The sequence below is a fragment of the Prauserella oleivorans genome (assembly GCF_042685745.1).
Classification (GTDB): Bacteria; Actinomycetota; Actinomycetes; order Mycobacteriales; family Pseudonocardiaceae; genus Prauserella_A; species Prauserella_A oleivorans.
This window is the reverse complement of sequence record NZ_JBHUNT010000001.1, coordinates 4,906,274-4,924,077: the sequence shown is the minus strand read 5'-3', so window position 1 is coordinate 4,924,077 and position 17,804 is coordinate 4,906,274. Positions and strand designations below refer to the sequence as shown.

The window sequence follows — 17,804 nt, the reverse complement described above, 5'->3', positions numbered from 1 at the left end:
GGCCGCACGACGGCCCGAACGCCGAGTCCGAGACGGCCGGTGCCGCTCACCGTGGGTCAGCCGCGCGTCCGGTACTCGCGCAGCAGCCCGCGGCTGATGATGGTCTTCTGGATCTCGCTGGTTCCCTCACCGATGAGCAGGAACGGCGCGTCGCGCATCAGCCGTTCGATCTCGTACTCCTTGGAGTAGCCGTAGCCGCCGTGGATGCGGAACGCCTCCTGGGTGACCTCCGAGCAGTACTCCGAGGCGAGCATCTTCGCCATGCCCGCGGCGACGTCGTTGCGCTCGCCGGAGTCCTTCAACCGGGCCGCGTTGACCATCATCAGGTGCGCGGCCTCGATCTTCGTCGCCATCTCGGCCAGTTTGAACGCGATTGCCTGGTGCTCGGCGATCGGCTTGCCGAACGTCCTGCGCTGCTGCGCGTACTCCACCGCCAGCTCGAACGCCCGGATCGCGATCCCGCACGCGCGCGCGGCCACGTTCACGCGCCCGACCTCGATGCCGTCCATCATGAACGAGAAGCCCCGGCCGGGCTCGCCGCCGAGCACCGTGTCGGCGCCGATGCGGTAGCCGTCGAACACCGCCTCGGTGGTGTCGACGCCCTTGTAGCCCATCTTGTCCAGCTTGCCGGGGATGGTCAGACCCGGCGCGACCTCGCCGTAGCCCTCGGGTTTCTCGATCAGGAACGTGGTCAGGTTCTGGTGCGGTTTGTCCGCGCCCTCGTCGGTGCGGGCCAGCAGCGCGACGAGGTTCGAGGAGCCGCCGTTGGTGAGCCACATCTTGGAGCCGTCGATCACGTAGCTGTCCCCGTCGCGCCGGGCGCGGGTCTTGATCGCCGCTACGTCGGAACCCAGATCCGGCTCGGACATCGAGAAGGCCCCGCGCACCTCGCCGGTGGCCATCCGCGGCAGGAAATGCCGCTTCTGCTCCTCGGTGCCGTGCCGGCTGATCATGTGCGCCACGATGAAGTGGGTGTTGATGACCCCGGACACGCTCATCCAGCCGCGGGCGATCTCCTCGACCGCCAGGGCATAGGTGAGCAGCGGCTCGCCCAGGCCGCCGTACTCCTGCGGGATCGTGATCCCGAACAGGCCCATCTCCTTCATGCCCTCGACGATGTCCACCGGGTAGGCGTCGGAGTGCTCCAGTTCCTGGGCGTGCGGAATGATCTCCTTGTCCACGAACGCACGCACCGTCGCCAGGATCTCGGTCTGGACGTCGGTGAGCCCGGCCGTCTGTGCCAAGCGGGCCATGTCAGTTGCTCCTTCGAACGACGATCCGGGCGATGCGGGTCACGACACGACCCGCTCGAACACCGCGGCGAGGCCCTGCCCGCCGCCGATGCACATCGTCTCGAGCCCGTAGCGGGCCTCGCGGCGATCCATCTCCCTGGCGAGCGTGGCCAGGATGCGCGTTCCGGTGGCGCCGACCGGGTGGCCGAGCGAGATGCCGGACCCGTGGACGTTCAGCCGTTCGAAGTCGGACTCGCCGAAGCCCCACTCGCGCGTGCAGGCCAGCACCTGCGCGGCGAAGGCCTCGTTGAGCTCGATCAGGTCCATGTCGGACAGTGTGAGCCCAGCCCTGCCGAGCGCCGCCTGGCTCGCGGATACGGGACCGATGCCCATGATCTTCGGCTCGACACCCGCCACGCCCCACGACACGAGCCGCACCAGCGGCCGCAGGCCCAGCTCGGCGGCCTTGTCGGGATGGGTGACGATGCACACGGCGGCGGCGTCGTTCTGTCCGCTGGCGTTGCCCGCCGTGACGGTGGCGTCCGGATCCTGCTTGTCCAGTACCGGCTTCAGCCCGGCGAGCGCCTCGAGTGACGCGTCCGCCCTCGGGTGCTCGTCGGTGTCCACAGTGGTCTCGCCCTTGCGCGTGCGGACCGTGACCGGAACGATCTCCTCGGCGAACACCCCGGACCGCTGCGCGGCGACGGCCCGCTGATGCGAGGTCAGCGCGAGCCGGTCCTGCTCCTCCCGCGGGATGGAGTAGTCGCGGCGCAGATTCTCCGCCGTCTCCAGCATCCCGCCCGGCACTGGGTAGTCACGCCCCCCGGCGGTGACCCGGCCGCGCGCGAGCCCGTCGTGCAGCGTGACGCCGGCGCCCTTGACGCCCCAGCGCATGTCGGTGGAGTAGAACGCGACGTTGCTCATGCTCTCGGCGCCACCGGCGACCACGACCTCGCTCGCGCCCGCCTGCACCTGCATGGCGGCCTGCAGCACCGACTGCAGTCCGGACCCGCACCGGCGGTCCACCTGCATGCCGGACACCGTGACGGGCAGGCCGGCGTTGAGGGCGACGACACGGCCGATCGCCGGTGCGTCGCTGTTGGGATAGCAGTGGCCGAGGATCACCTCGTCGATGGCCTCCGGTGCGATGCCGGTGCGCTCGAGCAGGCCCCGCAGCGCGATCTCGCCGAGCTCCGCCGCGCCGAGCGGTTTCAGGCTTCCGCCGAACCGGCCGATCGGAGTACGGACCGGTTCGCAGATGACGGCTTCGCGACTCACATGAACCTCCCACCGGTGACCTCCAGCACGGTCCCGGTCATGTAGGACGACAGGTCGGAGGCCAGGAACAGGGCGACACTGGCCACTTCGGACGGCTCGCCGGCCCGCTGCATCGGAATCTCGGCCATCTTCTGATCCCAGGCCTTCTGCGGCATGGCCTCGGTCATGGCCGAGCGGATGAGGCCGGGCTGGATGGCGTTGATCCGGACGCCGTGGTGGGCGAGCTCCTTCGCGGCTGCCTTGCTCAGCCCGACGATCCCGGCCTTGGCCGCCGAGTAGTTCGTCTGGCCGACCATGCCGACCTTGCCCGACAGCGACGAGATGTTGACGATCGCACCGCGTTTCTGCTCCCGCATGATGGCCGCCGCCTTGCGGGTGCCGTGCCAGGTGCCCTTGAGATGGACGTCGATGACCTGGTCGAACTGCTCCTCGGTCATCGTCCGCATGGTCGCGTCACGGGTGATGCCCGCGTTGTTCACCATGATGTCGAGCGCGCCGAACGTCTCCACCGCGGTGGCCAGCAGAGTGTCCATATCGGAGGAGACGGTCACGTCGCAGCGGACCGCGGCGGCGACGCCGGAACCGCCGAGCTTGTCCACGGCGGCCTTCGTCGCGTCCAGGTCGAGGTCGCCGATTACCACCTTGGCGCCCTCCGCCACGAACCGCTCGGCCATGGCGAAGCCGAGTCCCTGTGCGCCGCCGGTGATCGCGGCGGTCTTCCCGTCGAGTAGACCCATGTTCCCTTCCCGTTTCCTTTGCGTGCTGCCTTCGCTCGGCTGTGCCCGGCCGCGGGGCGGGTCAGGCGGGACCGGCCACGATCCCCGCGTCGTGCAGCCGTCCGATCTCGCCGGCCGAGAGCCCGAGGTCCTCGCTGAGCACGGAGTCGGTGTCCGCGCCGAGCAACGGTGCCGGCCGGGGCGGTACGGCGCTGCCGCCCAGGCGCAGCGGTCCGGCGGAGGCGACCATGGGCCCGATGCCGGGCTGGTCGATCTCGCTGACGACGGAGTCCGGTTCGTCCAGCGCCAGCCGGACCGCCTCGGACATGTCCCGGTACGGGCCCCACAGGGCGTGGGCCTCGTCGAGGCGTGCGCTGACCTCGGCCAGCGTCCGCGTCGCGAACCACGGGCGCAGGATCGCCTCGATGGTCTCCCGCAGCCGGAAGCGGTCGGCCTCGGTGCTCAGGTCGGCGCCGAGTGCCGGTTCGAGCGCCTTGAACACCTCGCCGGTGCCCGTGGCCCGGCACAGCGCCTCCCACTGCCCGGGCGTGAGCGCCACGACCATGACGCGGCGGCCGTCGGCCGTGGGGAAGTCCACGCCGAAGCTGCCGTAGGTGTGGTTGCCGTGTCGTTCGCGACCGTGCCCGGCCAGGTGCGCCTCGGCCAGCCAGCCCAGATTGCCGACCGCCGACAGCGCCACGTCGGCGAGCGCGAGGTCCATGCCCGTGCCCTCGCCGGTGCGCCCCCGCCGGTGCAGCGCGGCGAGCAGCCCGGTGGCGGCGGTCATGCCGCACAGGAAGTCCCATGCGGGCAGCACGTGGTTGACCGGCGCGCCGTGGTCCTTCGGCCCCGTCATGTCGGGGACGCCCACGCCGGCGTTCACCGTGTAGTCGACGGCGGGCTTGCCGCCGGGCATGCCCTGAACGTGGATGTGGATGGCGTCCGGCCGCCGTTCGGTCAGCTCTTCGTAGCGCAGCCGCGCCCGGCCCGCCACGTTGTCGAGGTACACGCCCGCGTCCGGTCCCGGCGCGGTCGCCAGGGCGAGGAGCAGCTCGCGGCCCTCCGGGCGCCGGAAGTCGAGGGCGAGGGAGCGCTTGCCCTTGTTGAGGCTGGGCCAGTACAGGCTGTTGCCGTGGGCGTCGACGGGCCAGCGCCCGCGGTCGCCGCCGCCCTGCGGCAGGTCGACCCGGACGACGTCGGCGCCGAGCTGGGCGAGCGCCATGCCGCCCGACGGTCCCGCCACGAACGTCGCGCACTCGACGATGCGCAGCCCTGCCAGCGGTGTGCCGGACCCCTGGGTCATGAGAATCGTGGCTCCCTCTTCTCCCGGAACGCCGCGCGGCCCTCGGCGGCGTCGTTGCTGTGCCCGGCCAGCGCGACAGCGAGGCGTTCGGCCTCGAGGAAGGCCTCCAGCGGCACGTTCTCGCCCTGCCGGATCAGTGACTTGGTGAGCGCCGTCGCGTCGGCCGGGCCCGCGGCGAGACGGCGGGCCAGCTCCGTGGCGACCGCCGTGGCGCTGCCGGGCTCGGCGAGTTCGGTGACCAGCCCGAGGTCGTAGGCCTCGGTCGCCGGCATGCGCTCGGCGAGCAGCAGGTACCGGGCGGCGCGGTGACGTCCGGCGGTCCTCGGCAGCGTCCACGCGCTCGCCCCGTCCGCGACCAGGCCGCGCAGGGCGAACGGGGCCTGGAAGAACGCGTCGCGGGCGGCCACCACGAGGTCACAGGCGAGCGCGAGTCCCCACGCGACGCCGATCGCGTACCGCTCCACGGCCGCGACGACGGGGAACTCGGCCGCCGCGAGTTGCCGGAACACGTGGTGGCCGCGTTGCAGCCGGTCGGCGGCCGCGGCCACCCGCCCGCCGGCGCCGCCCATCGACGACACATCGCCGCCCGAGGAGAAGAACCGGTCACCGCCGGTGAGTACCATCGCGCGGGCGTGCTCGGCCCGCAGCTCGGCCACGGCGTCGGCCAGCAGCGTCCACGACTCGTCGTCGAGGGCGTTGCGCACGTCCGGCCGGTCGAGTGTCACGGTGCCGATCCCGTCGGTGACCGCCCAGCGCACCGCGCTCATGCCTGCCCACCGCGCCGTCGCATCGGCATCCGTCCTTCTCGCACGACGTCGTCGACGACATGCCGCCGCGTATGGCCGGCCGCGTTCCGGTGCCGCCGGTCCACGGCCACCAGCATCCTGGCACCGGCAGACCGGGGCCAGGATGGAAGCCTCACCCACCGGGGCGGGGCGGCGGTGGGGGTTTGCCCGGCGGGCATCTCAACCTCCGACGGTGCAGGCGAGCAAGGTCGTATGTTTTATAACCCAAATATACGATCCTGGAAAGCCCCTGGCCGCGGCCACTGGCTACAGTGATACGACCCGGATCCGGACGCGCCGCCCACGGCCGCGTCCCGAGCTGTCAGCGAGGTTCGAGGCCCATGACTCAGGCGTCCCGCACGCGCGGTGGCCGTCCGTCGTCGCGTGCGCGTGAGCGGAAACGGTCGCTGCCGGACGAGGTCGCCGGCTACGTCCGCGAGCTGATCATGTCGGGCCAGCTCCGGTTCCCGGAGTTCGTGCGCCTGGAACGCATCGCCGACGAACTGGACATCAGCGTCACGCCGGTGCGCGAGGGGCTGCTGACCCTGCGCGCGGAAGGACTGCTGCAGCTGGAGCCCCGCCGCGGGTTCATGGTCGCGCCGCTCTCCGGCGACGACATCCGCGACCTGTTCTGGGTCCAGGCGCAGCTCGAGGGCGAGCTGGTGGCGCGCGCGACGCCGCGGCTCACCGACGCCGACCTCGCGCGGCTCGACGAGATCCAGCGGGGCCTGGCGAGCGCGCTGGCCGAGAACCGGGTCGAGGAGATCGAGAGCCTCAACTACGAGTTCCACCACCTGCTGGCGAAGGCGGGCCGCTCGCCCAAGCTGACGTGGTTCCTGGGTCAGGCGGTGAAGCACACGCCGTCCCGGTACTACGAGACGATCGGTGGCTGGGTACAGGCATCGGTCGACGACCACTACCCGATCCTCGAAGCCCTGCACGCCCGCGACGCCGAGGCCGCCCGCGAGGCCATGCGGGCACACATCTTCAACGCCGGTGAACTGCTCGGCAGGCACATCGACCGCAGGCTGGCGGAGGAGTAGACCGGGCGCCATCGCACCCGGGGCGCGGACGTCCGGCGCGCGGTGCGCCTTTCGCCCCCGCGTGACGGCGGACCCACGCAGGGCATCGGCTACGTTGACCGGCATGGAACGGGTGGAGGCGCACGAGGGGCTCCGCGGTTCGGGATGGGCCGAGTGGCGCAGGCCACGTCCGGAGCCGGGCATTCAACGCTCGGACGTCCTCACGGCTCTCGGAGTGTTCGCCGGCACCCTCCTGATGATCCTGATCGTCAACAGCATGGGCCTGCTGGCGTTCGGGTCGGCCCCGCCCATCACCGAGCAGCTGGCGTGGGGTGCCGCGCTGTCGTTGCCGCTCGTGGCGCGCAGGCGTTACCCCGTGGTCGTGCTGCTGATCGTGAGTGCCGTGTTCATCGCCGCCCAGGCACGGCAGATCGGCGACAACACGATGCCGTCGCTCTGCCTCTTCCTCGCCAGCTACAGCGTCGGCGCGTGGGAGCGCAACCGCACTCTCGCCCGGTGGTCGCGGATCGGCGTGATCGTGGCCATGTTCGCCTGGCTCTCGTTCGGCTTCCTCGAGTTCCTCGCCGGACCGGACCACGATTTCCCCGGTGCCGTGGGGCCGTTCGACCCGGTGCTGGCTTCGGCGCTCTACAATTTCGGCTTCAACGCAATGTTCTTCCTGTCCGCCTACTTCTTCGGCAACATGGCCTGGCTCGCCGCACGCAGGCAGGCGGAACTGGAGGAGCGTGCCGAGCAACTGCGAGCCTCCCAGGAACAGAACACGCGGGGCGCGATCGTCGCGGAACGGGTCCGGATCGCGCGCGACCTGCACGACGTCGTGGCACACCACGTGTCCGTGATGGGCATCCAGGCGGGCGCGGCCAGGCGGGTGCTCGACCGCGACCGGGAACTCGCCGGCCAGGCGTTGCGGACCGTGGAGGACACCGCCCGCACCGCCATCGAGGAGTTGCGGGCCCTGCTGGGGGTGTTGCGGTCCGAGCCGGAATCCGAGCCGGAAGTCGCGCCCGGTAGCGATACCGGCGACGAGCACGCGGCCGCGCCGGGTCTGGACCAGCTGCCCGAGCTCGTGTCCACAGTAGAGGCAGCGGGAATCGAGACGGCATACGGCGTGTACGGCGAGCCCAGGCCGGTACCGGAGGCTGTGTCGCTCTCGGCCTACCGGATCGTGCAGGAGGCACTCACCAACGTCGTCAAGCACGCGCGAGCCCGCACGGTCGACGTCCGCGTGCGGTACCTGGCGAGCACGCTCGAGATCGAGGTCACCGACGACGGGGTCGGACGTGCCTCCGCGCCACGGCAGGGTGGCTTCGGCCTGCTCGGCATGCGGGAACGGGTGGCCGTGCACGGTGGCGAGTTGCACGCCGGGCCACGCGAACACGACCGTGGCTACCGGGTGCGCGTCAGCCTGCCGATCGGCACGGCACCGGGCGCGGCCAGTCAGGACGCGGCCAGTCGGGCCAAAGAGGAGCGGGTGCGATCGTGACGCCGGACGCGAACCGGGGGACCGCGGAGTGCCCGCTGCGGGTGATCCTCGCCGACGACCAGGACCTGGTGCGCGCCGGTTTCCGCGTCATCCTCGGGGCGGAGGAGGGCATCGAGGTGGTCGGCGAGGCCGGTGACGGGCTCGCCGCGGTCCGGCTCGCCGAGACCGAGCGGCCGGACGTGGTCCTCATGGACGTGCAGATGCCGGGAATCGACGGGCTCGAGGCCACCCGCCGCATCCTCGGCGCGGCCGGGCACGACTGCCCGGTGAAGGTCGTCATCCTCACGACGTTCGATCGCGAGGACTACCTGTTCGAAGCACTGCAGGCCGGGGCGAGCGGGTTTCTGTTGAAGAACGCCTCCCCGGAGGACCTGGTCGAGTCGGTGCGGATCGTCGCCAGGGGTGACGCGCTGCTCTCACCCGAGGTCACCCGCCGGGTGATCGCCCGGTTTTCCGCCCCGCGGGCGCCTGTTCCGGTGCGCAGGCCCGCGGAGCTGACCGACCGTGAGTTCGAGGTGCTGGTGCTGCTGGCGCGAGGTGCCAGCAACGCCGAGATCGCGGCGCAGCTCGTGGTCAGCGAGGCGACCGTGAAGACCCATGTGTCGCGGGTGCTCGCCAAGCTGGAACTGCGTGACCGCACCCATGCCGTGGTGTTCGCCTACGAGAACGGGATCGTCGCGCCGGGCCGGGTGTAGTCAGCCCCGAGGCGGACACCGGGAATCGATCGCGCGCCCGACGTGCCGCGGCCGCCTGCCGCCTTAGGCTGCCGCGCATGTTGAGGATCAGCACGATCAGCCGGAGCTTCGGTGACCACCGGGTGCTCGATGACGTGTCGTTCGACGTCGAGCCCGGCCGCATGACCGGGTTCCTCGGCGCCAACGGTGCGGGCAAGACCACCACGATGAGGATCATCCTCGGCGTGCTCGCCCCGGACAGTGGCTCGGTAACGTGGAACGGCAAGCCCGTGACCCAGTCCGTGCGCCAGCGATTCGGCTACATGCCGGAGGAACGCGGGCTCTACCCCAAGATGAAGGTGGCCGAGCAGATCGCGTGGTTCGGCCGCCTCCACGGCCTCAGTGCGGCCAAGGCGACGAGCAACACGGAGAAACTGCTCGAGCAGCTGGAGCTCGCCGAACGCGCCGACGACAAGCTGGAAGCGCTCTCGCTCGGCAACCAGCAGCGCGCCCAGGTCGCCGCAGCGCTGGTGCACGACCCCACGCTGTTGATCCTCGACGAGCCGTTCTCCGGGCTCGACCCGATCGCCGTCGAAACCGTGCTGCGGGTGTTGCGTGAGCGCGCCGCCGACGGCGTACCGGTGCTGTTCTCCAGTCACCAGCTGGCCGTGGTCGAGCGGTTGTGTGACGACCTGGTCATCATCTCCGGCGGTCGGATCACGGCCAGCGGTGGGCGCGAGGAACTGCGTGAGCGGTACGGAACGCCACGCTACGAGCTCGTCGTGGACTCCGACGCCGGTTGGTTGCGCGACATGCCCGGCATCCGGGTGGCGACGCTCGACGGGCCCCGGGCCGTCGTCGAGCCCGAGTTCGGCAACGGCTTCGCCGGCACGGACGGCGAACGCCTGGGCCAGCGGATCCTGCGGGCCGCGCTCGAGCGGGGCGAGGTTCGCGCGTTCACCCCGGTCGTGCCCACGCTGGACGAGATCTTCAAGGAGGCCATCTGATGAGCGTGGAGACTCAGCTCCGTCCCGCGGTCGAGGCGGGCGAGGAGGAGCGCGGCATGTCGTTCGCGGCCGCCACCCGGCTGGTCGCCGAGCGCGAGGTCAAGTCTTTCCTGCAGATGAAGGGATTCTGGATCGGCCTCATCGTCACCGTGGCCGGACTGTTCGCGATGTCGGTGCTGCCCTCGGTGTTCGGTGGGGGACAGCCGAGCGTCGCGGCCGTCGGGCCGGAGGTGTCGCGCGGGCTCGCGGCCACGGAGCTCGACGTCCGCGAGGTGCCCGATCTCGCGGCGGCCGAGGAGCTGGTGCGCGCGGAGGAGGTCGAGGCCGCGGTCGTGCCGGACACTTCCGGCGAGTCGGCGACCGGTGTGCGGGTGGTGGCACTGTCGGACCCGCCGACGGAGATCATGGCCGCCCTCGGCACGACTCCACCGGTGGACCTGCTGGACGCGGCCGACGTCAGCCAGAGCGAGCAGCAACTCGTGATCATGGTGTTCTCGCTGCTGTTCGTGATGTTCGGCATGGGTGGTTCGGCCATCGCGCAGAGCACGGTGACGGAGAAGCAGACCCGCGTCGTGGAGATTCTGGTGGCGACCGTGCCGGTGCGGGCGCTGCTCTCCGGCAAGATCGTCGGGCACACGGTGCTCACGGTTGGGCAGGTGATCGTTATCGCGGCGGCGACCCCGGTCGCGCTGCGCCTGGGTGGGCACGAGCAACTGCTCGACGTCATCCTGCCCGCACTCGGCTGGTTCATCCCGTTCCTGTGCCTCGGATTCGTGCTGCTGGCCTCGATGTGGGCGGTGGCGGGTTCGCTCGTGAGCAGGCAGGAGGACCTTGGGTCCACGATGGGCTTGGTGATGGCGCTGGTGATGGGGCCGTACTTCGCGGTGATGTTCTTCTCGGACAACGCCGCCGTGATGTCCGTGCTGTCGTATGTTCCGTTCTCGTCCGCGATCGCGATGCCGGTGCGGATGTTCGCAGGCGACGCGCTGGTGTGGGAGGCGCTGGTGTCGCTCGGTGTGCTGCTCGGCGCCATCGTGCTGATCACGCTGCTGGCGAGCCGGATCTACTCGGGTTCGCTGCTGCAGACCGGCGGCAAGGTGGCGCTGGCGAAGGCGTGGCGGCAGGCGGCCGACTGACCGTCCTGGGGTCGCACGCCCCTCGCCAGGACGTGCGACCCGTCGGGGCCTGGCTTTCCGAGCAATCGCGGGCCGGCGAGTCGCGAGCGCGTTGGCCGATCAACCGGCCAGTCGGCCGAGCATCGTGCGCGGCTCCGAGATCAGCGGATGGTCAGGATCGAGCACGGAGATCAACATCTTGAGGTCGGTGCGGTGCGTCACGTCGGTGACCTCCCACATCGTCGCTGACACCTGGCATAATGCGCCATTGTGGCTATAATGGCAGGGCGGAAGGTGGCCACAGGAGGAGCCGTGGGAGTCGGAGTTCGCGCGTTGCGCGATGGACTGAGTCATTACCTCGCCGAGGTGCGCAGCGGCCGCACCGTCACCGTCACCGATCACGGCAAGCCCGTGGCGCGGATCGTGCCGGTCGAGCAGCCGACGGCGCTCGAGAGACTGATCGCCGAAGGTAGAGTCACCCGCGCCCGGGCTCCCAGGCAGGCGGCACCGGACCCGATCGCGGCCGACGGGCCGGCCAGCGACTTGGTCGCCGACCAGCGTCGGTGATCGCCTACTTCGACACCTCGGGGTTCGTCCCCCTGGTTATCGCGGAGCCCGGCAGCGAGACATGCAGACGGATCTGGAACGAGGCCGACGCTGTCGTCACGAGCCGTTTGCTGTTCGTCGAGGCGGCCGCCGCATTGGCCCAGGCACAGCGGCTCGGCCGACTGACGACGACGGACCGTGCCGCCGCGCTGACCCTGCTCGGGCGGCTGTGGCGGGAGCTCGACATCGTCGAGGTGGACGAGCCCGTCGTCGCCAGGGCGGCAGAGTTGGCAGCTTCGTGCGCCCTCCGTGGGTATGACGCTGTGCACTGTGCCTCCGCCGAGCAGCTGCTCGACCCCGATCTCGTGTTCGTGTCCGGCGATCGGCGCCTGCTACGCGCCTGCGCGGGCCTCGGCATGGCCATCGCTGACACCAGCGAGGAACGAATGGAGTCGTGAGCGCAACCTGCCGGCGACAGGAATTCGCGTAAGCGGTGAAGCGGTTGGTCAGTTCGAGGGACCCGATGTGGTTACTGTGCGCGTTCAGCGCTCTGCCATCGCCGGCGTGGAAGCGTGCTCGATCACGGCTTGCGCCGGCCAGCGATATGGAGACCATGCTACGTGCCCGACCAGCGGGGTGGGCGCTTCTCCGCGAACGCCCGGGCGCCCTCGCGGGCGTCGTCGGAGTCGAACACCGGGTCGGCGATCGCCCGCTGGTGGTGGAACGCCTCCTCACTCGACCAGTCCGCGGAGCGGGTGATGATCTCCTTGCTCGCCCGGACGGCGAGGGGCGCGTTGGCGGCGATCCGCTCGGCCAGCATGATCGCCGTCTCCAGGGCCTGGCCCGGCGGGGTCAGGTGGTTGACCAGTCCGTAGCGGTGGCCGTCGACGGCGGAGAAGCGGTCGCCGGTCAGCGCGAGTTCCATGGCCAGGTTCCGCGGAATGCGCTGTGGCAACCGGATCAGGCCGCCCGCCGCGGCGACGAGACCGCGGGCGACCTCGGGAATCCCGAACTGGGCGTTCTCCGCCGCGACGACGAGATCGCAGGCGAGCACGAGCTCACACCCGCCGGCCAGCGCGTAGCCCTCGACGGCCGCGATCATCGGTTTGCGCGGTGGCCGTTCCGTCATGCCCGCCAGACCCCGGCCGGGCAGGACCACCTTCTCGCCGCGCAGGTACGCCTTGAGGTCCATACCGGCGCTGAACGTGCCGCCCGCACCTGTGAGGATGCCCAGCACCAGCTCGTCGTGATCGTCGAGCTCGTCCACGGCAGCGGCGACGCCTTCACTGACCTCGGCGTTGATGGCGTTGCGCACGTCCGGCCGGTCGATGGTGACGACGAGCAGCGGCCCGCGACGCTCGGCGCGCACGGTGTCGGTCATGACAGTCCTTCCCTTCAAGCCGCGGCTCAGCTCGCCCGCAGCGACTTGGCGATCACGTTGCGCTGGACCTCGCTGGTGCCCTCGCCGATCTCGAGGATCTTGGCGTCGGCGTAGAAGCGCGAGATCTCCGATTCGCGGATGTAGCCGTAGCCGCCGTGGATCTGCACACTGGCGCTTGCCGCGCGGTTGGCGACCTCGGAGGCGTACAGCTTGGCCATCGCGGCCGCCTGGCCGAACGGCCGGCCCTGATCGCCCAGCCACGCCGCCCGGTACACGAGGCACCGCGCGGCTTCGATCTCGGTCGCCATGTCGGCCAGCTTGTGCCCCACGGCCTGGAACGCATTCAGCGGACGCCCGAACTGTTCCCGCTCCGAGGCGTGCTTCACCGCCAGGCCGAGCGCTGCTTGCGCGAGTGACAACCCGAGCGCGGCGACGCTGATGCGCCCGGCATCGAGCACCGCGAGGAACTGCCGCAGGCCGTTGCCCTCCTCGCCGATGAGGTGATCGTCGGGCAGCCAGCAGTCCTTGAACACCAGCTCCCGCGTGTCGAGCGCGTGCCAGCCGAGCTTGCGAAGCCGTTGCCCCTTCTCGTATCCCGGCGTGCCGTCGGGAACGAAGAAGGTGCCGTAGCGTTTCTTGCCGTCCGCGTTCGTGCCGGTCACGGCAAGCACGGTGACGCCGAGGCTCATCTCGGTGCCCGCGTTGCTGATGAACATCTTGGTGCCGTTGAGAACCCAGCCGTCGTCCGTTCGCCGCGCCTGGGTCCGGATACCGGCGGCGTCCGACCCGGCTGCCGGTTCGGTGAGCCCGAAGGCGCCGATGTTGCGGCCCGTCGCGAGGGGCACGAGCCAGCGTTGCTTCTGCTCCTCGGTACCGAACGTCGCCAGCGGCAGGGACGCGATGGTCGAGTGCGCGTTCCACGCCGAGGCCACCGACTGGTCGGCCTCCCCGAGGGCCTCCATGGCCGCGACATAGGCGACGTACCCGGCGTTCGCGCCGCCGTAGGCTTCGTCGACGAGCATTCCCATGAGTCCGAGCTCGCCGAGTTTGTGGAACACCTCGGCCGGGAAATGCTCCCGCTCCGACCACTCGGCCGCGTACGGGGCGATCTCCTTCGCCGCGAAGTCACGGCACATCCGTTGCAGGGCGACGGTTTCCTCGGGCAGGTCGAAATCCATGTCAATGCTCCTCGGGGGCGAGCAGGATCTTCAGATGCCTGCCACGGTCGGCGTCGAGTTCGGCGAACGCGGAGAGCCCGTCCGCCAGCGAGCGCACCCCGCTCAGCAGCGGCGTCGGGTCGAGTCGTTCGGTCGCGATGAGGTCGAGGACGCGGGGGATGTCGAAGTTGTAGCCGAGCGAGCCGAGGATCGTGCGTTCGAAGGGGACGATCTGGGTGATCGGCAGCGAGGCCGCCTCTCCGCTGATGCCCGCGAGCACGGCCCGGCCGCCGCGGCGGACCGTCCGCACGGCCAGCTCCACGAGGTCCGGGCGGCCGGTCGCCTCCACCACGACGTCGGGTCCGACCCGGCCGGTGCGCAGGAACACCTCGCGGCGCACGTCGCAGGCCGTGGGGTCGAACACCTCGGTCGCGCCGATCTCGGCGGCACGAGCTGCCCGTTCCGGCAGTGGCTCGCTGACGTAGATCCCGGCCGCGCCGGCCAGCTTCAACGCCAGGAGGACGGCGATGCCGATGGGGCCCGCACCGAGCAGCAGGACGTTGTCGCCGGGCTGGAGGGCCGCCCGCCGCACCGCGTGCAGGCCGACGGCGAGCGGCTCGGCGAGGGCGGCGATCCGGTCGGACACGCCGTCGGGAATCGGCACGAGCCCGTCCGCCGGCACGGTGACGTACCGCGCGAACGCACCTGGCGAGGCCAGTCCGACGGAGCCGCCCTTGGCGCAGATGTGGTACTCGCCCTGGCGGCACCACCGGCACGTGCCGCAGCGCAGGCAGGGGTCGACCGTGACGCGCGTGCCGACGTCCACGCCCGGCACCGGAGCGCCCAGAGCCACGATCCGGCCGCTGAACTCGTGGCCGAGGGTGAGCGGCGGCTCCACGCCCGTGAGCGGATGGCGGCCCGTGCGGATCAGGTTCGGGCCGTGCAGGTACTCGTGCAGGTCGGTGCCACAGATCCCGCAGTAGGAGACTTCGACCACCGCCTCGCCGGGCACGGGCGCGTCTGGTTCGGGCACCTCGTCGAGGCGTAGGTCGCCTCGGCCGTGCCAGCGCAGGGCGTGCATCTCGACCACCTTCGAGCGTGGAGTTGTTTTTTCGAACAGTCGGTACAAGAATCATGGTTCCTCGCTCGATGTCAAGGGGAGCGGGGAGAACCCACGCCAAGGCAAGGGCAAATCGTGATGACTTCCACTCGGGAGAGCGAGCTTTCCGCCGACCTCGACACGCTCTGCGCGATGTACCGGCGAATGCGGCTCATCCGGCAGTTCGAGGATCGCGCCTCGCGCCTGTATCGCACCAACGAGATCCCCGGCTTCCTGCACCTCTCGATCGGTCAGGAGGCGACCGCGGTCGGCGCCTGCTGGCCGCTGGACGACCGGGACGTGGTGACGTCGACCCATCGCGGGCACGGCCATTGCATCGCCAAGGGACTCGATGTGACCGGCATGTTCGCCGAGCTGATGGGGCGGCGTACGGGAACCTGCCAGGGCCGTGGCGGTTCGATGCACATCGCCGACCCGCGCAAGGGAATCTTCGGTGCCAACGGAATCGTGGCGGCGGGCCTGCCGATCGCGGTCGGCGCCGCGACCGCCGCGCAGCTGCGCGCCGAGGGCGGTGTCGTGCTCGCGTTCTTCGGCGACGGCGCCGTCGCCCAGGGCATGTTCCACGAGGCGGTGAACCTCGCGGCCGTGTGGCAGCTCCCGGTGATCTTCTGCTGCGAGAACAACCATTACGCCGAGTTCTCCCCGGCCACCGACCAGCACCGGGCGACACTGGCCGACCGCGCCCGCGGCTACGGCGTGGACTTCGCGCGGGTCGACGGCAACGACGTCGTGGCGGTCGCCGAGACGGTCTCCGGGCTGGTGCGCGAGCTGCGCGACGGTGGCGGTCCGGTCCTGCTCGAGGCCGAGACCTACCGCTGGCACGGCCACTACGAGGGCGACCCGGAGCGATACCGGGACGCCTCCGAGCTCGAGGAGTGGAAGGCCCGCGACCCGCTCACCCTGCTGGCCCGGCGGCTGGACCCCGAGGTCGTGGCGACCATCGACCGCGAGATCGACGAGGTCGTCGACAAGGCCGTCACCGAGGCCAAGGCGGCCGAGGAGCCGGCACCGGAGACGCTGCACCACTACGTCGGCGTGCCACGGGAGCCGGTGCCCGAACCGCCCGAGCCCACCGGCGAGGTCTTCCGCACGATGGACGCGGTGCGCGAGGCCCTCGACCACGAGCTCGCGGCCGACAGCGACGTCTTCCTGGCCGGCATCGACGTCGGCGCCGGGGGCAACGTCTTCGGGCTCACCCGCGGACTGGCCGAGAAGTATCCGGGCCGCGTCCGCGACACCCCGATCTCGGAGAGCGCCGTGGTCGGTACCGCCGTGGGCGCGGCCATGGCGGGCCTGCGCCCGGTGGTGGAGCTGATGTACTTCGACTTCATCGGCGTGTGCCTCGACCAGTTGATGAACCAGGCGGCCAAGCTCCGCTTCATGACGGGCGGCGCGGCCAGCCTGCCCATGGTGGTGCGGACACAGTTCGGCGCGGGCAGGTCATCGGGCAGCCAGCATTCGCAGAGCCTGGAGGCGCTGCTGGCGCACATTCCGGGACTGACCGTGGTGATGCCGTCGACGCCGTCGGACACCTACGGTCTGTTGCGGGCGGCGATCCGGGACCCCAACCCGGTGGTGTTCGTGGAGAACCGGTTGCTGTACGGCCGCAAAGGTCCCCGGCCGGAGCCCGGCCATCTGGTGCCCCTGGGGCGTGCGGCGATCCGGCGGGAGGGTACCGACGTCACACTCGTGTCGTACTCGAAGCTCGTGCACGAGTGCTCCGCCGTGGCGGAGGAACTGGCGCAGGAGGGCATCAGCGTCGAGGTGATCGATCTGCGCACGATCGCCCCGCTGGACACCGAGACCGTCCTGCGGTCGCTGGCCAAGACCAACCGGCTGGTGATCGCGCATCAGGCGGTCGAGCGGTTCGGTGTCGGTGCCGAGCTGGCCGCGGTCGCGGCGGAGCAGGGATTCTGGGCGCTGGACGCACCGGTCGCACGGGTGGGCGCCGAGCACACGCCCGCGCCCTACGCACCGTCTCTCGAGCAGGCGTGGCTGCCCACGCGGGAGCGCATCGCGCGGGCGGTGCGCCGGTCCGTGCTGGACTGAGCCGTCGCCGTCGCCGTCGCCGCGACCCGTCGGGCCCGTGACCCCGCCGGCCCGGCGGGTCGCGGCGTCGCGTCGTCAGCTCTCGCGTTCGCGGAAGCGCCGCACGCGGTCCTCGAGGTCGTCGGCGTCGTAGTCGGGGCTGCGGAAGCCGGAGATCAACGTCGCGCAGTACTCGCGGGCCAGGAACTCCGCGTCCCACTCGCCGCCCGGCCGGGCCCACTGGTAGGTGTGGTTGTGCATGTTGAGGAACTGCAGCATGGCCAGGCGCGGGTCCATTTTCCGGAACGCACCCGACTCCATGGCCGCGATCAGCAGGTTCTGCACGATCTTCTCGAACTCGCGCCGCTGCCGCAGCAGCCGCGCACGATTGGCCCCGCGCAGGTGCCGGTAGTCGTGCTCGTAGACCCAGATGTGGTCGAGCCGGCGCAGGATGATCTCGAGCAGCGTCTCGGAGAGCAGGCGCAGGCGCAGGACCGGGTCCTCGTCCAGTGCCGCGATGCGCCGGGCCTCCGACAGCAGCGGCCGCAGTACGCGGTCCTGGATCTCCACCAGGAGCTTCTCTTTCGACCCGATGTAGTAGTAGAGCGCCCCCTTGGCGAGGCCGGTGACCTGGCCGAGCTCGGCGATCCCGGTCGCCGCGTAGCCCTGCTTGGCGAACAGTTCGGCCGCCTGGTCGATGATCTCCTGACGCTTGGTCTCGTAACCCGGCCCGTGGCCTGGTGGTCTCGGCATGACTCCGTAGCCTATGCGCTTCTCCCGCGTCCGCGGAGCACGGCTCCTCCCACGCACCGGTCGTCTTTTCTCCACTCACCCGGTCCGGGCTTGTCAGGGTGGCCTCCGGGTCCTACAGTGCTTTCCGTCACGGTTTATTAGACCGACTGGTACACGAAACTCAGCACCAGGCGACCACAACGA

The 17,804-nt window shown here is 70.6% G+C and carries 18 protein-coding genes; 8 read left to right on the top strand and 10 right to left on the bottom strand.

Translation table 11 applies throughout. The features are described 5' to 3' along the window. Window positions 1-56: 56 nt before the first annotated feature. The 5 genes from ACFSZT_RS24205 to ACFSZT_RS24185 form a co-directional block, all read right to left on the bottom strand. Entirely contained in the window at window positions 57-1,253 is a 1,197-nt protein-coding gene (locus ACFSZT_RS24205; RefSeq protein ID WP_377383588.1) for an acyl-CoA dehydrogenase family protein, read from the bottom strand. Window positions 1,254-1,292: 39 nt separating this feature from the next. Then, window positions 1,293-2,510: an acetyl-CoA C-acetyltransferase gene (locus tag ACFSZT_RS24200; RefSeq protein WP_377383590.1), complete on the bottom strand. Its 1,218-nt coding sequence runs from the start codon at window positions 2,508-2,510 to the stop codon at window positions 1,293-1,295. After that, window positions 2,507-3,247, bottom strand: a complete 741-nt coding sequence (fabG, locus tag ACFSZT_RS24195) for a 3-oxoacyl-ACP reductase FabG (protein WP_377383593.1) — start codon at window positions 3,245-3,247, stop codon at window positions 2,507-2,509. The genes ACFSZT_RS24200 and fabG overlap by 4 nt, the downstream gene beginning before the upstream one ends. A gap of 61 nt (window positions 3,248-3,308) precedes the next feature. Further along, on the bottom strand, window positions 3,309-4,529 hold the full coding sequence (locus ACFSZT_RS24190; RefSeq protein ID WP_377383596.1) for a CoA transferase: 1,221 nt from the start codon (window positions 4,527-4,529) through the stop codon (window positions 3,309-3,311). After that, window positions 4,526-5,296, bottom strand: coding sequence for an enoyl-CoA hydratase/isomerase family protein (locus ACFSZT_RS24185; protein WP_377383599.1), 771 nt, complete (start codon window positions 5,294-5,296; stop codon window positions 4,526-4,528). Before ACFSZT_RS24185 ends, ACFSZT_RS24190 begins: the two co-directional genes overlap by 4 nt. Before the next feature lie 359 nt (window positions 5,297-5,655). On the opposite strand from ACFSZT_RS24185, the gene ACFSZT_RS24180 reads away from it, so the two are divergent. The 5 genes from ACFSZT_RS24180 to ACFSZT_RS24160 all read left to right on the top strand — a co-directional run bounded on the left by ACFSZT_RS24180 (window position 5,656) and on the right by ACFSZT_RS24160 (window position 10,657). Continuing rightward, window positions 5,656-6,357, top strand: a complete 702-nt coding sequence (locus ACFSZT_RS24180) for a GntR family transcriptional regulator (RefSeq protein WP_377383602.1) — start codon at window positions 5,656-5,658, stop codon at window positions 6,355-6,357. 103 nt (window positions 6,358-6,460) lie between these two features. Beyond that, complete coding sequence (locus ACFSZT_RS24175) at window positions 6,461-7,840, top strand: sensor histidine kinase (protein ID WP_377383604.1); 1,380 nt, start codon at window positions 6,461-6,463, stop codon at window positions 7,838-7,840. Continuing rightward, entirely contained in the window at window positions 7,837-8,535 is a 699-nt protein-coding gene (locus ACFSZT_RS24170; protein ID WP_377383607.1) for a response regulator, read from the top strand. Before ACFSZT_RS24175 ends, ACFSZT_RS24170 begins: the two co-directional genes overlap by 4 nt. Before the next feature lie 77 nt (window positions 8,536-8,612). Continuing rightward, complete coding sequence (locus ACFSZT_RS24165) at window positions 8,613-9,521, top strand: ABC transporter ATP-binding protein (RefSeq protein ID WP_377383610.1); 909 nt, start codon at window positions 8,613-8,615, stop codon at window positions 9,519-9,521. Further along, a complete protein-coding gene (locus ACFSZT_RS24160; RefSeq protein ID WP_377383613.1) occupies window positions 9,521-10,657 on the top strand; it encodes an ABC transporter permease in 1,137 nt (378 codons plus the stop codon). The genes ACFSZT_RS24165 and ACFSZT_RS24160 overlap by 1 nt, the downstream gene beginning before the upstream one ends. A gap of 99 nt (window positions 10,658-10,756) precedes the next feature. On the opposite strand, the gene ACFSZT_RS24155 is transcribed toward ACFSZT_RS24160, so the two are convergent. Next, a complete protein-coding gene (locus ACFSZT_RS24155) occupies window positions 10,757-10,888 on the bottom strand; it encodes a hypothetical protein (RefSeq protein WP_377383616.1) in 132 nt (43 codons plus the stop codon). 60 nt (window positions 10,889-10,948) lie between these two features. Here ACFSZT_RS24155 and ACFSZT_RS24150 point away from each other — a divergent pair, with 60 nt between their 5' ends. Together ACFSZT_RS24150 and ACFSZT_RS24145 are read left to right on the top strand one after the other, a co-directional pair. Beyond that, complete coding sequence (locus tag ACFSZT_RS24150; protein WP_377383619.1) at window positions 10,949-11,203, top strand: type II toxin-antitoxin system Phd/YefM family antitoxin; 255 nt, start codon at window positions 10,949-10,951, stop codon at window positions 11,201-11,203. Then, entirely contained in the window at window positions 11,200-11,640 is a 441-nt protein-coding gene (locus ACFSZT_RS24145) for a type II toxin-antitoxin system VapC family toxin (RefSeq protein ID WP_377383622.1), read from the top strand. Before ACFSZT_RS24150 ends, ACFSZT_RS24145 begins: the two co-directional genes overlap by 4 nt. A gap of 158 nt (window positions 11,641-11,798) precedes the next feature. Here the strand turns inward: ACFSZT_RS24145 and ACFSZT_RS24140 are convergent, their stop codons facing one another. The 3 genes from ACFSZT_RS24140 to ACFSZT_RS24130 are packed head-to-tail and all read right to left on the bottom strand — an operon-like array spanning window position 11,799 to window position 14,801. Continuing rightward, window positions 11,799-12,563, bottom strand: coding sequence for a crotonase/enoyl-CoA hydratase family protein (locus ACFSZT_RS24140; RefSeq protein ID WP_377383625.1), 765 nt, complete (start codon window positions 12,561-12,563; stop codon window positions 11,799-11,801). A 26-nt stretch (window positions 12,564-12,589) separates the two neighbouring features. Further along, window positions 12,590-13,741: an acyl-CoA dehydrogenase family protein gene (locus tag ACFSZT_RS24135; protein ID WP_377383628.1), complete on the bottom strand. Its 1,152-nt coding sequence runs from the start codon at window positions 13,739-13,741 to the stop codon at window positions 12,590-12,592. A gap of 1 nt (window position 13,742) precedes the next feature. Beyond that, on the bottom strand, window positions 13,743-14,801 hold the full coding sequence (locus ACFSZT_RS24130) for an alcohol dehydrogenase catalytic domain-containing protein (protein WP_377383631.1): 1,059 nt from the start codon (window positions 14,799-14,801) through the stop codon (window positions 13,743-13,745). Window positions 14,802-14,918: 117 nt separating this feature from the next. Here ACFSZT_RS24130 and ACFSZT_RS24125 point away from each other — a divergent pair, with 117 nt between their 5' ends. After that, complete coding sequence (locus tag ACFSZT_RS24125; protein WP_377384176.1) at window positions 14,919-16,889, top strand: alpha-ketoacid dehydrogenase subunit alpha/beta; 1,971 nt, start codon at window positions 14,919-14,921, stop codon at window positions 16,887-16,889. A 75-nt stretch (window positions 16,890-16,964) separates the two neighbouring features. Here the strand turns inward: ACFSZT_RS24125 and ACFSZT_RS24120 are convergent, their stop codons facing one another. Then, the gene (locus ACFSZT_RS24120; protein WP_377383634.1) at window positions 16,965-17,621 is read right to left on the bottom strand and encodes a TetR family transcriptional regulator; all 657 of its coding nucleotides are present in this window, start codon (window positions 17,619-17,621) and stop codon (window positions 16,965-16,967) included. Between the last annotated feature and the right edge of the window lie 183 nt (window positions 17,622-17,804).

Excerpts from the sequence above, each read along its gene's own strand:
- ACFSZT_RS24125 (WP_377384176.1), top strand. The coding sequence starts at position 14,919 with ATGACTTCCACTCGGGAGAGCGAGCTTTCCGCCGACCTCGACACGCTC.
- fabG (WP_377383593.1), bottom strand. The coding sequence starts at position 3,247 with ATGGGTCTACTCGACGGGAAGACCGCCGCGATCACCGGCGGCGCACAG.
- ACFSZT_RS24190 (WP_377383596.1), bottom strand. The coding sequence starts at position 4,529 with ATGACCCAGGGGTCCGGCACACCGCTGGCAGGGCTGCGCATCGTCGAG.
- ACFSZT_RS24165 (WP_377383610.1), top strand. The coding sequence starts at position 8,613 with ATGTTGAGGATCAGCACGATCAGCCGGAGCTTCGGTGACCACCGGGTG.
- ACFSZT_RS24180 (WP_377383602.1), top strand. The coding sequence starts at position 5,656 with ATGACTCAGGCGTCCCGCACGCGCGGTGGCCGTCCGTCGTCGCGTGCG.
- ACFSZT_RS24205 (WP_377383588.1), bottom strand. The coding sequence starts at position 1,253 with ATGGCCCGCTTGGCACAGACGGCCGGGCTCACCGACGTCCAGACCGAG.
- ACFSZT_RS24140 (WP_377383625.1), bottom strand. The coding sequence starts at position 12,563 with ATGACCGACACCGTGCGCGCCGAGCGTCGCGGGCCGCTGCTCGTCGTC.
- ACFSZT_RS24175 (WP_377383604.1), top strand. The coding sequence starts at position 6,461 with ATGGAACGGGTGGAGGCGCACGAGGGGCTCCGCGGTTCGGGATGGGCC.
- ACFSZT_RS24120 (WP_377383634.1), bottom strand. The coding sequence starts at position 17,621 with ATGCCGAGACCACCAGGCCACGGGCCGGGTTACGAGACCAAGCGTCAG.
- ACFSZT_RS24130 (WP_377383631.1), bottom strand. The coding sequence starts at position 14,801 with ATGCACGCCCTGCGCTGGCACGGCCGAGGCGACCTACGCCTCGACGAG.
- ACFSZT_RS24135 (WP_377383628.1), bottom strand. The coding sequence starts at position 13,741 with ATGGATTTCGACCTGCCCGAGGAAACCGTCGCCCTGCAACGGATGTGC.
- ACFSZT_RS24185 (WP_377383599.1), bottom strand. The coding sequence starts at position 5,296 with ATGAGCGCGGTGCGCTGGGCGGTCACCGACGGGATCGGCACCGTGACA.
- ACFSZT_RS24160 (WP_377383613.1), top strand. The coding sequence starts at position 9,521 with ATGAGCGTGGAGACTCAGCTCCGTCCCGCGGTCGAGGCGGGCGAGGAG.